Origin of the sequence: Psychrobacillus sp. NPDC093180 (genome assembly GCF_044754065.1) — a bacterium.
Lineage (GTDB): Bacteria > Bacillota > Bacilli > Bacillales_A > Planococcaceae > Psychrobacillus.
In genome coordinates this window covers 200290-213413 of record NZ_JBIVOJ010000008.1, presented here as the reverse complement: position 1 = coordinate 213413, position 13124 = coordinate 200290, and the positions used below count along the sequence as shown (strand labels likewise).

Annotated in this window: 12 protein-coding genes; 5 read left to right on the top strand and 7 right to left on the bottom strand. The window is 36.7% G+C overall.

Features of this window, described 5'->3' with window-relative positions; translation table 11 throughout:
* Nucleotides 1-90 precede the first annotated feature (90 nt).
* Nucleotides 91-522: a WapI family immunity protein gene (locus ACIP9W_RS13870; protein ID WP_400790388.1), complete on the top strand. Its 432-nt coding sequence runs from the start codon at nucleotides 91-93 to the stop codon at nucleotides 520-522.
* Between the two features lie 39 nt (nucleotides 523-561).
* Complete coding sequence (locus ACIP9W_RS13865; protein ID WP_400790386.1) at nucleotides 562-1413, top strand: pentapeptide repeat-containing protein; 852 nt, start codon at nucleotides 562-564, stop codon at nucleotides 1411-1413.
* A gap of 219 nt (nucleotides 1414-1632) precedes the next feature.
* Here the strand turns inward: ACIP9W_RS13865 and ACIP9W_RS13860 are convergent, their stop codons facing one another.
* From ACIP9W_RS13860 to ACIP9W_RS13840, 5 genes are all read right to left on the bottom strand, one after another.
* Nucleotides 1633-1983: a hypothetical protein gene (locus tag ACIP9W_RS13860; RefSeq protein WP_400790384.1), complete on the bottom strand. Its 351-nt coding sequence runs from the start codon at nucleotides 1981-1983 to the stop codon at nucleotides 1633-1635.
* 7 nt (nucleotides 1984-1990) lie between these two features.
* Nucleotides 1991-3877: a DUF6792 domain-containing protein gene (locus ACIP9W_RS13855; protein ID WP_400790382.1), complete on the bottom strand. Its 1887-nt coding sequence runs from the start codon at nucleotides 3875-3877 to the stop codon at nucleotides 1991-1993.
* 15 nt (nucleotides 3878-3892) lie between these two features.
* Nucleotides 3893-4495, bottom strand: a complete 603-nt coding sequence (locus tag ACIP9W_RS13850; RefSeq protein WP_400790380.1) for a hypothetical protein — start codon at nucleotides 4493-4495, stop codon at nucleotides 3893-3895.
* 274 nt (nucleotides 4496-4769) lie between these two features.
* Nucleotides 4770-5438: a hypothetical protein gene (locus ACIP9W_RS13845; protein ID WP_400790377.1), complete on the bottom strand. Its 669-nt coding sequence runs from the start codon at nucleotides 5436-5438 to the stop codon at nucleotides 4770-4772.
* A gap of 310 nt (nucleotides 5439-5748) precedes the next feature.
* Nucleotides 5749-6939 (bottom strand): iron-containing alcohol dehydrogenase, encoded by a 1191-nt coding sequence (locus tag ACIP9W_RS13840; RefSeq protein WP_400790375.1) that lies wholly within the window; start codon nucleotides 6937-6939, stop codon nucleotides 5749-5751.
* Between the two features lie 239 nt (nucleotides 6940-7178).
* Between ACIP9W_RS13840 and ACIP9W_RS13835 the strand changes: the two genes are divergently transcribed.
* Complete coding sequence (locus ACIP9W_RS13835) at nucleotides 7179-7925, top strand: ABC transporter ATP-binding protein (protein ID WP_400790372.1); 747 nt, start codon at nucleotides 7179-7181, stop codon at nucleotides 7923-7925.
* The gene (locus ACIP9W_RS13830; protein ID WP_400790369.1) at nucleotides 7922-9880 is read left to right on the top strand and encodes an ABC transporter permease; all 1959 of its coding nucleotides are present in this window, start codon (nucleotides 7922-7924) and stop codon (nucleotides 9878-9880) included. The genes ACIP9W_RS13835 and ACIP9W_RS13830 overlap by 4 nt, the downstream gene beginning before the upstream one ends.
* Nucleotides 9881-9886: 6 nt before the next feature.
* Here ACIP9W_RS13830 and ACIP9W_RS13825 read toward each other — a convergent pair whose 3' ends face one another.
* On the bottom strand, nucleotides 9887-10882 hold the full coding sequence (locus ACIP9W_RS13825) for a sensor histidine kinase (protein WP_400790367.1): 996 nt from the start codon (nucleotides 10880-10882) through the stop codon (nucleotides 9887-9889).
* Complete coding sequence (locus ACIP9W_RS13820; RefSeq protein ID WP_400790364.1) at nucleotides 10879-11553, bottom strand: response regulator transcription factor; 675 nt, start codon at nucleotides 11551-11553, stop codon at nucleotides 10879-10881. Before ACIP9W_RS13820 ends, ACIP9W_RS13825 begins: the two co-directional genes overlap by 4 nt.
* A gap of 139 nt (nucleotides 11554-11692) precedes the next feature.
* Here ACIP9W_RS13820 and ACIP9W_RS13815 point away from each other — a divergent pair, with 139 nt between their 5' ends.
* Nucleotides 11693-13078 carry a sigma-54 interaction domain-containing protein gene (locus ACIP9W_RS13815; protein ID WP_400790361.1) on the top strand — a complete coding sequence of 462 codons (1386 nt, stop codon included), beginning with the start codon at nucleotides 11693-11695 and terminating at the stop codon, nucleotides 13076-13078.
* Nucleotides 13079-13124 lie beyond the last annotated feature (46 nt).

The following is a 13124-nucleotide window of genomic DNA, read 5'->3' as shown; positions in this document are numbered from 1 at the left end:
AGAAAAATTGATTAATTCCATTAAATTGCATTTAAACTAATACCTTAGTTTAATCCAATAAGGAAAATAGTTGAAGTTTGAGGTGGTAAGGTGAAGTTTCGTCTGTCAGGAGAGAAAACTAAAATTGAAATAGAGATCTTAGGACGTGAACATCCGAATAGCTATGATTATTGGGATGGAAACTGGGTTGTTTCAAATGTAAAAGTTGAAATTCCAGGGTATTATGTTGATTTTAATGCAAGTTTAAGGACAGATGAAATTAGAGATTTTGTTGATGATTTGAAGTTAATGGACAAGCATTTATCGGGTAAAGCTATATTGAATAATTTAGATAGCTTTATACACTTTGAGGGAAAAATGGATAGGTTAGGTCATATAGAATGGTCTGGAGAGACTTGTTATCCAGTAGGAACTGGTGCAGTACTGTCCTTTGAATTTATGTCAAATCAATCGTATTTAAAGGATTTGATTAAAGATTTAGAAGATATAACGGATGTATATCCCGTAATTGGTAAACCATAGTTGCTCAACTGAAAAGTAGAAATTTAAAGAGGGTTAAAAATGAATAAAGAAACAGCCAAAAATATAAGAAAAGGGTTAATTGCTGATTGTACTAAATGCTTTGGACTCTGCTGCACAGCACTTAATATTATGCCATCTAGTGATTTTCCAATTATTAAACCCGCGGGTACTCCTTGCATGAATTTACAATCTGATTATAGTTGCCAAATTCATAGCCAGTTAAGAGAAAAAGGCTTTAAAGGCTGTACAGTATTTGACTGTTTAGGTGCTGGGCAAGTAGTTTCTCAAGTTACTTTTAATGGCCAAAGTTGGCGAGATAATCCTGAAACTAGAGAAAAAATGTTCCAAGCATTTCCTATAATGGAGCAAATCCATGAAATGATTGCGTATGCAGCAGAAGCCATTTCGTACGATATTCCGGCTAACTTATCTGATAAGTTGAGTCAGAAATTAATGGAGCTGCAGGATTTAACCAAGTTGGATTCTGATGAACTATTATCTCTTGATCTAGTGATGTATCGATATACGTTGAATGAATTGCTTACAGCAGCAAGTGATATTATTAGAGAGAATATTATTGCAAAGTTACCTGGCGCTAAAAAGGTGAAAGATTATGACCATGCAAGAGCCGATTGGATAGGAAAAAAATTAAAGGATAAAGATTTGAGGGGAACTGATTTCAGGGGAGCTTATTTAATTGCTGCCGATATGCAAAATACAGATTTAAGAGCGGTAAATTTTATTGGTACCGATTTGCGTGATGCTAATTTAAGTGGGGCAAACTTATCAACGAGCATGTTCTTAACTCAAATGCAAATTAATTCAGCTAAAGGTGATGTAGAGACAATATTACCCTCTCATCTACAACGTCCTCCACATTGGATTAACTAAGTTTGTGTATGGAGAGATACTTTTGAAGACTATCTCCGGTCAATTGATACAAAATCTCTTATTTCATTAACGGATGCATTAGGAGAAATCAACTACTAACTTTAACAAAAGAAAAAAGAAATCGTTCATCGATTATATGAGTGGACGATTTCTACTATAGTAAAACTATATTATGTCTTTCTTTGTTCAGACGTCTATAAAAGATTATTAACCTTCTATTTAGTTGGCCTCCGCCTCTTCCTCCCACACTCGATAGTCAATTGTCATCGATTGTGTTTTCATATCATCCACTTGATCATCGAAGGATTGAACCATCTTCGAAATATCTGAACTAACAAGTTGAAGTGCCGCCTCGTTTTTTTGATATTGCTCATTTGCATTTTGATCAATGGCTTCTACAATTTTACCAGTACTTGCGTCGTCCGCCATGATGTCTTGCACTAATTTCAAAAATTTCCGATCCTCTTCGTGGATAGCATCCACATACAGCTCTAGTTTATCTTTTTTATCCAAATGGCTCTCATATGGTAAAATTCTTGCCGTTAGATTAACTGAATAATAACGATACATTCCCTATTTAACCTCCTGGAACATAGTCGAACAGCGCTGCAACAAATTCATCCTTATCAAAAAGGGTTTCGATGGCCGTTCTTGACGTAGTCAGAAATGTTTTCGCATTCGTAATTTCTGTTTGTAAAATCGATTGAATACCGTCGAACTGAATACCACTTAAAGGCGGCAAATATTCATGGACATTAGCCCCGACGATCTCCGCTTTATTTCCTGAAGGGGCAACACATGCATTGACATGGTCGGCATAAGAAGATGGATTACTTTCAATCTCATTGATCCGACTTACGACTTTTGTCCGCTCTAGCGCAAACCCATCTACCAACTCGGCATCCAATGCTGCTATAAGCGCCTCCACATGGCGGTTTTTTACTTCCAATGATTCGTTGCCTTGCTGATACATACGAACTGCTGCAGAAATATTTACCTTGATTTTATCAGCTCCGCTCCCTTTCACTAAAATCAGATCACTCCCTGAATAAGCACGACCTGATTGGAGTCCCAGTGCATTAAGCATTTCGAGAATGGAATGACTATCTCCGATTTCTGCAAGCATAGGTCCTAATACGCTTTTTAGCTTTTCGAAGCTCTCCATAAATGAATCTTTCAAATTCAACAGACGGATGAGTGAGCCGATATCGGCACCGAGTACTGTCAAGAATGGATTACTACCCGAATAGTTCACATCGTATTGGGATTCCCGGATGGAGTTATTCGTCTGGATGAGGGACTTCATTTCTTCCAAAAGACCCTCAATATTCGTCAATTCATGGACGACAATATCTTTATCAGCTTCACTCAAATATCCCGCATCGACAAAGTGACTAAAAATGACATCACTATTACTTGTCATTTTTTTGATAGAATCTATGAGCGGGGGAACTTTTGTATTCATATCTGCGATCATCGCATTGATTTCATCGCCTTTTGTCATGTACAACTTGGCATAATCCCAGTTTCCCTCTGCCCCTTCAAATATCGATATATCTAGCCCTGTCAGCTCCTTAAGTCCATTTGTACTGCCTGCTTTCTCGGCGACCGAATAAGTGATGGCAAGCTGTTGCAAATGTGCTACTTCGGAATCGTGTAGCTGATCGAATATGTCACGGATTCCCGGTCTTTCTGTATTCGTATCGACCATCTCAACGGTACCTACGGGGAAAAAGCCTCTTGCCCCGCTAATCCCATATAAAGGATCATCGGTTGAGATGAGTTGGTGGATACCTTTTGTATTTCCTTCCTTCTCATAATACGCTTCGGTGAATGCCCGCAATTTTACTGGATCAAGCTTATAAACAGCAAATAGGTCGCTGCGGTTCAACGAGAATTGCTTATTCACCTCTTGACGGAAGGCATTGTCTGCTGAATAAAGCTGATAATAATTCGTCTGGGCACCGTTCACGCTGTATATTTTATCAAAAACATTGTGAAGCAATTGTGTCGTCGCATTATTATTATGGGCGAGGGAATGGGACATCCCGATGATATCGGCCTGATTTTTTTTGTCATCTACATTGAAGTGTTCAATCGCTTCTCTGACGAAAATATACGTACTATCCGCCTGCGATGCATCCTGCCCGGCCAACATTGCATTCATATTGTACTCCCAATCCTTCGACTGCTGACTACCTTGAGAAAGGATATATAATTGGTCATTCTCCTTTCCTTCCGTCTGGAAATAAATCGCTGTGCCGTCATATCCCGATTGGTCGTCTTTTAAACTTTTCGCATCGCTCGATTTCAATATTTCGATATCAGCCTTCAATTCATGGCCAGTTTCTTCAAAATAAATCCTTCTAATTTCCGATTTAAATTCTTCATTTTTCAGACCTTTGTATTCTAAATCAATTAAACGCAGACGAAGATTATTAGAATTTAAAACCTCGTTATCCATATTTCATCACCGCTTTCATTTGACTTCTTTTTCTATGAACTCGACCGACTTAACTAAATGGACCATCTTATCTACTTCTTTCTCTTTTATCTGCTGACACTCATTTTTATCGTTCTTACATTGCGTGTCATAAACGATTTGGACCGAACCTTCACCATTCAAACTTACGACCAATGCTGCTATACCGAACACATCGGGTTCGAATTCAATTGGCGCATAGTAGACCTCCGAAGATTCAGAAGTAATTTTTTCGAACTCTAACTTCTGATTGACACGCCCTTCTAAAATTTCCAAGACTACTGGGACGTTTTCAATCGACTCATTAGCATAATAATTAATCTTAATTTGAGAATCAGTTCCATTGTCATTTATAGTACTCATTAAAAAACCTTCAAATTGGTCGTCTTTTACTCCATATCCTTGATGAATCGCTCCTTCTTTTGGAAATAGCATCCGGTAACGCTTCGTCCCCGAAAGGAATGAATAATAGCCTGGTTCCACCTCTTCAGTGGACTCGATGAAACTTCGTGTAAATTCGTCTTGTAGTGCCCGAACATTCGGTAAATCTTCCACTTGCATTTCAGAAGGTTTTATATCTTTCCCGTTTTCCTCTGCCATTTGACAACCTCCCAGCACTAAACCAATGCTTATTATAAATACTAATAGCCTCTTATTTTCCCACATGTCAGCACTCCTTAATGAAATAGATGTTATACTCTCAATTTATCGAGCTCTTCAAAGAAGACTCCACTTGCATTAAAAAGTGAAAGCATTAATAGATCTATTTTATTCAATAATCTAATAGCTATCATGATTTTACAGGATGAACAAAAGATATCCATTCATTACATTGCAAGTGAATCGTTTGCTATCCCATTTATCATCACCACTTTCATTTGACTTCTTGATCAACGAACTCAAAAGAGCCGGCCCAATGGATCATTTTATCCACTTCGTCTTCCTTTATCTGCTGACACTCATTTTGGTCCTTCTTGCATTGTGTATCATAAACAATTTGAATCACACCGTTATCATTTAGACTGGCGACCAATGCCGCTATGCCAAATGTTTCTGAATCAAACTGGAATGGTGCATAGTATATATCCGTATTTTTACTAAGTATTTTTTCAAATTCTAGCTTTTGTCCAATACTCCCTTCCAACATTTCCAATCCACCTTCAACGCTTTCTAACGTCCCATAGGCATAATAGTTGATTTTAATTTGGGAATCGGTTCCATTGTCATTTATAGTACTCATTAAAAAACCTTCAAATTGGTCTTCTTTCACCCCGTATCCTTGATGGATCGCTCCTTCTTTTGGAAATAGCATTCGATAACGCTTCGTCCCGGAAAGGAATGAATAATATCCTGGTTCTACCTCTTCAGTGGACTCGATGAAACTACGCGTAAATTCGTCCTGCAGAGCTCGGACATCGGGTAAATCCTCCGTCTTCATTTCAGAAGGTTTTAAATCCTTTCCATTTTCTTTTGTCACTTGACAACCACCAAGTACTAGACCAATGATTACTATACATAATAGTAGTCTAAAGTTTTTCCACATGTCAGCACACCTTAATGAAATAAACGTTATTTTACAATTGATTTAGGTCTCCGACGAAGACTCCAATTTGTAATATAAAGAGAAATCACTAGCAGATTATTTTTTTCTCATATTTTAATAATTAGCACAATTATATAGCGCAAACAATCGATAACTAGCTATCCACTTACAATTGCTTCGTAAGTCATTTTACTATTCCAAAACAAAGGTCTTTTGAAATGTATTGAAACCTCTTTTTTCGTTACCTTTTTCACTCTTAATCTATGAAAAATAACCACTTCTCGAATTCGGAGAAATGGTTATTTTTTATTTATCTACTTACTTCTTTAAAGTTACTCTGCACATTATAGTAAGCATGCTCCAAAATCTTTAAATAATCAGCAGATGTAACGGAACGAACATTGCTTGGGGTCGAATTGTTCTGCATTGCTAACTCCACAATGCGTGGGAAATCTTCTTCCTGTACACCCGTTAAATCTTTTAATTTAGGGATTTCGAGTTGCTCTGTAAAGGAGGTAATCCCTTCTATTAGCTTTTCAACAGCCGTATCCTCTGTGTCCGAATCATTTGCAAATTTCATATAACGTGCCAGTGTTGCATGCATTTGTTTGTCTTCTTCTGCATTGAAACGTAATACATGCGGTAAGAACACTGCATTTGCAACACCATGAGGAGTATCGTAAAGCCCACCAAGTGCTTCTGCTAAACAATGAACTGCTGCGACATCCGCAGAACCAAAACATAAACCAGCGAGTAAACTGCCTTCTAACATGTCATGACGAGCCTTTTCATTTTGCCCATCACGAAAAGCAATAGGCAAGGCAGAAACAATCGTTTCCATCGCTTTAGCACCGAGTGCTTGCGAAATGGGATTTGTTACTTTACATGTATACCCTTCAATAGCATGAACTAATGCATCCACACCGGTTGCAGCGGTAACTGCAGATGGAACACTGAAGGTTAGGGATGGATCTAGGACAGCTAAGATTGGTCTTAAGGAAGCATGTTTGAGTGTCATCTTCCGGTGTGTTGACTTCTCCGTGATCACAGCAGAGCGTGTTACTTCTGACCCCGTTCCAGCTGTTGTTGGAATACAAATAATAGGAGCAATATCCGTGTATGCCCGTAAACCATCCGCATACTCAGATGGACTTCCACCATTTGGTCCACATAGTGCAATAGTTTTCCCTGTATCCATCGCACTTCCACCACCGATAGCTACTACAGCGTCTGCAGCAAAGTCGCGAAATATTTTGGCGCCTTCCAAACAATCCACATCTCGAGGGTTTTGTTCAATGGAGTCAAATAATAATGTACGATAACCAGCTGTCTCAAGTGCAGCTTTGATTGGGCCAACCAGTCCTGCGCGGACTACACCAGGATCACTTACTAGTAGAATAGACGAACCAATTTCAATAGATTTCAACATTTCCGGTAGTTGTTTTGCTTTTCCAATTCCCATTTCGATTTGAGTAGAGCAAAAATAGCTATAAGTTTTCACGTATAATCCTCCTATTATCCTTACAATCATTTAATTACTTGAGGAGTTTGTTAATAAATTTAACCCCATATTTACATGATACACATAATAGATTAATCATTATAGAATATTTTTCAGATTATTTATAATTAAATTAATATTCTTCTAGTGACAAAATTGTCACTTACTTTTCTGTTATATGAATGGTTGGCTAACAAAAAAGGAGTTATAGTGGGAGCAGTAGAAGGAGGAATTATTCCATGAACACTGTTATTCAAACCAAAAACTTATCCAAATCTTACGGGAGAACACAAGTGTTAAAAAATATTGATTTAACCATTGATCAAGGAGAATTCACCGCAATTATGGGGCCATCTGGTTCTGGTAAAACAACATTAATGAATACGCTTGGGGCAATTGACAGCTTTAATAGTGGGGATGTTTGGATCGACGGAAATTCGCTGTTAAATTTGAAAAAGAAATCCTTAAGAGAATTCCGCCAAAAACGAATTGGATTTATTTTTCAAGATTACAATCTACTGGACACATTAACGGTAAAAGAAAATATCTTGCTACCGCTCTCGTTACAAAAAACACCTGTACGCGAAATGGAGCTGCGATTAGCAAAGTTGAGTGAAGCATTGAACATTGAATCCATCTTACATCAATATCCCTCTGAAATATCTGGTGGACAAAAACAACGCACTGCTGCAGCACGGGCACTTATTACCAATCCTGCAATTGTGTTTGCTGATGAGCCGACAGGTGCACTTGATTCAAGGTCTGCCACCCAACTACTAGAACAAATTCAAATGCTCAATAAAATTTTTAAGACAACCGTTTTAATGATTACGCATGACCCGTATGCAGCTAGTTATTGCCAGCGTGTGATTTTTCTTCGTGATGGCAAAATTGTCAATGAAATGTTTAGAGGGGAACAATCAGAAAAAGAATTCTTTGATCGGATTTTAACCATTCAAAGTGCTACAGGAGGAGGCGCCCGATGAGTTTACTTGATTTATCATGGAGAAATATGAAGCGGAACTTTCGATTATATACCATCTACTTCATCTCTATGCTCGTTGGAGTTGTCATTTACTTTACCTTTTCCGGTTTAATGTATAACGCAGACGTAGTCGCAGCCATTCAAAATAAAGAAAACTACAAAATGGTTATTTTCATTGCCTCCATTATCGTTTTTTCGTTTATCGTTTTCTTTATTTTGTATGCTAACTCATTTTTTATGAAGCAGCGCAAAAAAGAATTTGGTATGTATTTACTTTATGGGATGAAAGAAGGCCAAATTGCTACAATGGTCTTTTTCGAAACATTATTTTTGAGTACCATTTCTGTATTCAGCGGTATATTAATAGGTGGATTACTTTCGAAATTTTTCGGTGCTGTATTAATGAATTTAATGCACTACAATGACAATATTTCCTTTTCATTTCCACTCGAAGCAATTATCTCAACCATAGGATTGTTCGCATTATTAATTGGAATTATTACTATTCAAAGTTATTTTAGTATTCGTCGTGTGCAGTTAGTTGAATTATTCCATGCAAAAGAAAAAATGGACAAACCGCTGAAGTTTTCTATGCCTCTGGCGATACTTTCTGTGCTTTTAATCGGAGCATCTTACTATACGATTGCCATATCAGGCGATACGAATATATGGAAAGATTATTTTAACGAAACATTAATTGCTACAACCGTAGCTTTGATAATTGGAACCTATTTATTTTTCCGCCAGTTTTCCGGTTGGATTTTACAAAAAATGAGTCTAACTAAAAACTACTTTCATGGGAACAAAATGTTGTGGATTTCCTCGCTTCGTTTTTCTATTAGAGGAAATACTGTAAACTTTACGTTTAATTCAATAATTAGTGCTGTTGTCATTTTTACAGTTGGATTTATTGCTGTGGATTATGCCGTAAAAGGTGATGTTGTAAAAAAAGAATTTCCAAACCATATTGCATTTTCGACACAAGACGATGAAACTCAAAAACAAATCGAACAAATTATAAATGATTCGCATCCAATTATAGACCATGAAACAATAAGGGGAATTCAAACAGAAAACATCACGAATAGAGAAACATTCTTCAGCCATCCCGAATATTACACTGAAGCGTTTTACCTTTTTCCTGAGTCACAATTAAATGCAATTGTAGATCTACGTGGGGTAGGTGAAAAAGTTAGTTTAGAAGATAAAGAAGCAATTATTTTAACTAGAGGAATAGATGAATCAACAAAATATAAAAGTCCATTTCCTGAAATTACCGTTTTAGAAGACAACATATTTCACATAGTCGAAAAAATAAGATACCCATTGCTAAGTATTCCAACGAGCCCTGGTGGTGATACGGAACCTCAACCTTCTGTACTTGTTATTTCAGACGAAGCTTTTGAGTACTTAAAAGAAAATTACACCCTTTCTTCCTTTGAAATTTATCAAATAGAAAATCCCAAAACATCTAATAACGTATCTAGAAACATATATGATATCGTTATGAAAACAGAAGGAACCTATTATTCAGCCTATGTAGATATGTATTCCATTGATACAGAGTCTTCATCTTTAATTTTGTTCTCGGTTGCATTCTTTGCAGTCATTGCATTGTGTGCTTTAGCTAGTGTCATTTACTTTAAACAGCTACGCGAAGCTACAGAAGAGCGAGAACGCTACGCAATTTTACGCAAAATTGGTGTAGGCGACAAAGAATTGAAAAAAATTATACGAAAACAATTACTATTCGTATTTTTACCGCCACTAATTGTTGGTTTGGTACACAGTTGGTTTCTGTTATATTACTCAGTCATCCTAGTAATAAAAGATCTACCTTCCTTAACTACAATTATTATTGCTGTCATGGGATTGTATGTGTTAACATATGTCATCTTTTATTTTTCATCAACTTCTATTTACTATAAAATAATTAATGACAAAAACACACGATGAGTTATTTTACTCATCGTGTGTTTTTTGTAGTGAAAAAAACGGATCACTATCTATCGGGAAGTGAACAATGAATTGAGTGAACTCCCCTACTTTCGAAGTACAACTGATGTGGTGTCCCAATTTGTTGCTTAACTGTTGAGCTAAATATAACCCCATACCAGTAGACTTCGTATATGTTCGTCCTGTTTCACCGGTAAAACCGCGATTAAAAATTCGAGGAAGGTCCTTTTGGCTAATACCAATTCCATTATCCCGAATAAGCAGCTGTTTTTCTTTCGGGGTTTCTATTGCTGAAATGATAATTTCTCCGCCCTGTTCTGTATATTTTAAACTATTTGTCAATAACTGATTGACAATGAACTGCAACCATTTAGAGTCACTTTGAACCTTAAGTGTTTCTGTCTGGATGTTGATACGAATTTTTTTAGAAAAAAATGTTTTAGAATGAGACTTAACAATCTCTTTTGAAACATGGATAACGTCGCAGTTTTGAATATCATAATCCTGATTAAAGCTATCAAGCTTAGCATAGTAGAGAGCTTGATCGACGTAATTTTCTATCCTAGTAATCTCTTCCCTTAAACTATCTGTGTCCATATCGGTTTGTTGCAATAACCGAAGAACCGCAATCGGTGTCTTTATCTCATGAAACCAAGAGACAATAAAGTCATAATGTTGATTTTGCTTGTCGTGAACTTCGTTTATTTCACGGATATGGTTTCTTTTCAGCTCATCGATATACACTTTCGCTAATTCTCCTTCTAACGACAAGCTGTCATGATCCTCCCGTTTCAGTCGTCGGATTACACGTACATTTTGCTGATAACGAAACAATAAGAATACCAGTAGCACAATCCCAGATAGGATGAAGGCATAAAAGAAGGTCTCCGACCTCCAACCGTCATTGCTATCAGTAAAAAATACAGCACTAGTGATTAAGAAACAAGCTAGATACAAGTAAATATAAGGCTTTTCATAGTATAGAAAGCGCAGGAACTTCATTCAATCAAGTACCCCATTCCCTTTCTCGTTACAATAAAATCGTCCAAACCAATAGCAGCGATTTTACGACGAAGACGATTAACATTGACCGTTAATGTGTTATCATCAATGAATTGCTCGTCATTCCATAACGTTTGCATTAATTCATCTCGTGAAACGATTTTACCAATTTGTCTCATTAATAATTGCAAAATGACCAGTTCGTTGCGTGTAAGTTGCTCTGTTTGTGCTTTATATTGGACAGTAGAATTGTTCAGATAAAGCACAAGTCCCCTATGAAATAATTGTAAGTCTGATTCATCTTGATAATCATAATTACGACGAAGAAGTGCATTAACTTTTGCTGCTAGGACCGATAAATCGAATGGTTTTTGCACAAAGTCATCACCGCCCATATTGATTGCCATAATTATGTCCATATTTTGGTTTCGAGAAGATAGAAAAATAATTGGCACTTTTGATATGGAACGAATTTGTTGGCACCAATAATAACCGTCAAACACTGGCAAATTGATATCAAGCAATACTAAATGCGGCTGTTCTTTTTCAAAAGCAAGAAGAACCTGATCAAATTTTGTGATAACAACCACTTCATACTGCCATTTCTCTAAGGTGTCCATTACTATACTTCTAATTTTTTCTTCATCTTCTACTATCATTATTTTATACATATCTATCGCTCCTACCGAATATATAGCTCATTTTACCATACGAACTCACCTAGTGAAAAACACTCATCTTTACTTTAGAAAAAGAGGTATACTAATAAATAATTAGTCTTTCGATATAATGATACGGGGTGAGAATTTGGTGGGAAGAGCTCAAGACTTACATACTACTGACATTTTAGATATCATTTTAAATAGTGCCTACGAAGGTATAGCTGTTGTTAATAAGGAAGGAATTATTGTTGAATTTAATGAAGCTTACAGTCGATTTATAGGAGTCGACAAAAAAGATGCTATTGGTTGCCCTGTCTCAGAGGTGATTGATAATACTAATCTTCATCATACGGTAAAGTCAGGGATTTCTGAACGAGGTGTCATCCAATATATTCAAGGCCAACCAATGGTCGTCCACAGAATCCCATTGTGGAAGGATGGGGAGTTGGTAGGAGCTGTTGGCATGTTAATTTTTGAGGGTGTGACAGAGCTTTATCGTATTTATGAACGTTTTCTAGAAAAAAAGGCACTTACCGGAAATCTTAGTAGTCAAGAACGGCTTGAAGAGAGAAAAGAGACTAATTCGACTATAGAACAAATCATTGGTACTAGTGATTCAATTGCAAATCTTAAACGTATGACAAGAAAAGTAGCTAAAACGGAGGCTACTGTTTTAATTACAGGTGAAAGCGGCACAGGAAAGGAAATGTTTGCACACAGCATTCATGATCTTAGCCATTACAATCAAGGGCCTTTTATAAGTGTAAATTGCGGGGCAATTCCAGAGCATCTATTTGAATCAGAGTTATTTGGCTATGAAGAAGGTGCATTTACCGGTGCCAAAAAAGGTGGAAAACCCGGTAAATTCGAATTGGCTGCATCTGGCACGATATTTCTAGATGAAATTGGTGAAATGCCCCAAATGATGCAAACAAAATTGTTGCGTGTCTTACAGGAAAAGATGTTTGAAAGAGTTGGAGGAGTCAAACAAATCCAACTAAAAGCACGGGTTATTACAGCAACAAATCGGAATTTGAAGGAAATGGTTCTTGCAGGCACTTTTCGGGAGGATCTATATTATCGAATAAACGTGATTGAACTTAATATAGCACCGCTAAGAAATAGACAGGAGGATATTCCAATCCTAATAGCTCATTACTTAACTGAGATTTGTAAGAAATATGATATGGCAGAAAAAGAAATTACAGTTGATGCAATTTCCTCTTTAATGAGTTATGAATGGTATGGAAACGTACGCGAGCTTGCAAACATCATTGAGAAGGTAGTTATCTTAACTGAGGAAAATATAATAGATTCACATCATCTTCCAAATTATATTAAACGTCAGCATTTTTCTCAAATTCCTACTCTGTCCCCCATTAATCAATTGAAAAAGGAAGAGGATAATAAGGAAAAAGAAATGCTAATACAATCCTTGAAGGAGTCATTGGGAAATAAATCAAAAGCAGCCGATAGACTGGGAATTCACCGTACGACATTATATAAAAAATTGAAGAAACACGGCTTGCAGTAATCGATTAGTGTAGTTTAAAAGCAACACCTTCTACAAAAGTGTAGCT

Coding starts and splice junctions, on each gene's coding strand:
- ACIP9W_RS13865 (WP_400790386.1), top strand. CDS start 562: ATGAATAAAGAAACAGCCAAAAATATAAGAAAAGGGTTAATTGCTGAT.
- ACIP9W_RS13860 (WP_400790384.1), bottom strand. CDS start 1,983: ATGTATCGTTATTATTCAGTTAATCTAACGGCAAGAATTTTACCATAT.
- ACIP9W_RS13855 (WP_400790382.1), bottom strand. CDS start 3,877: ATGGATAACGAGGTTTTAAATTCTAATAATCTTCGTCTGCGTTTAATT.
- ACIP9W_RS13850 (WP_400790380.1), bottom strand. CDS start 4,495: ATGGCAGAGGAAAACGGGAAAGATATAAAACCTTCTGAAATGCAAGTG.
- ACIP9W_RS13845 (WP_400790377.1), bottom strand. CDS start 5,438: ATGTGGAAAAACTTTAGACTACTATTATGTATAGTAATCATTGGTCTA.
- ACIP9W_RS13835 (WP_400790372.1), top strand. CDS start 7,179: ATGAACACTGTTATTCAAACCAAAAACTTATCCAAATCTTACGGGAGA.
- ACIP9W_RS13830 (WP_400790369.1), top strand. CDS start 7,922: ATGAGTTTACTTGATTTATCATGGAGAAATATGAAGCGGAACTTTCGA.
- ACIP9W_RS13825 (WP_400790367.1), bottom strand. CDS start 10,882: ATGAAGTTCCTGCGCTTTCTATACTATGAAAAGCCTTATATTTACTTG.
- ACIP9W_RS13820 (WP_400790364.1), bottom strand. CDS start 11,553: ATGTATAAAATAATGATAGTAGAAGATGAAGAAAAAATTAGAAGTATA.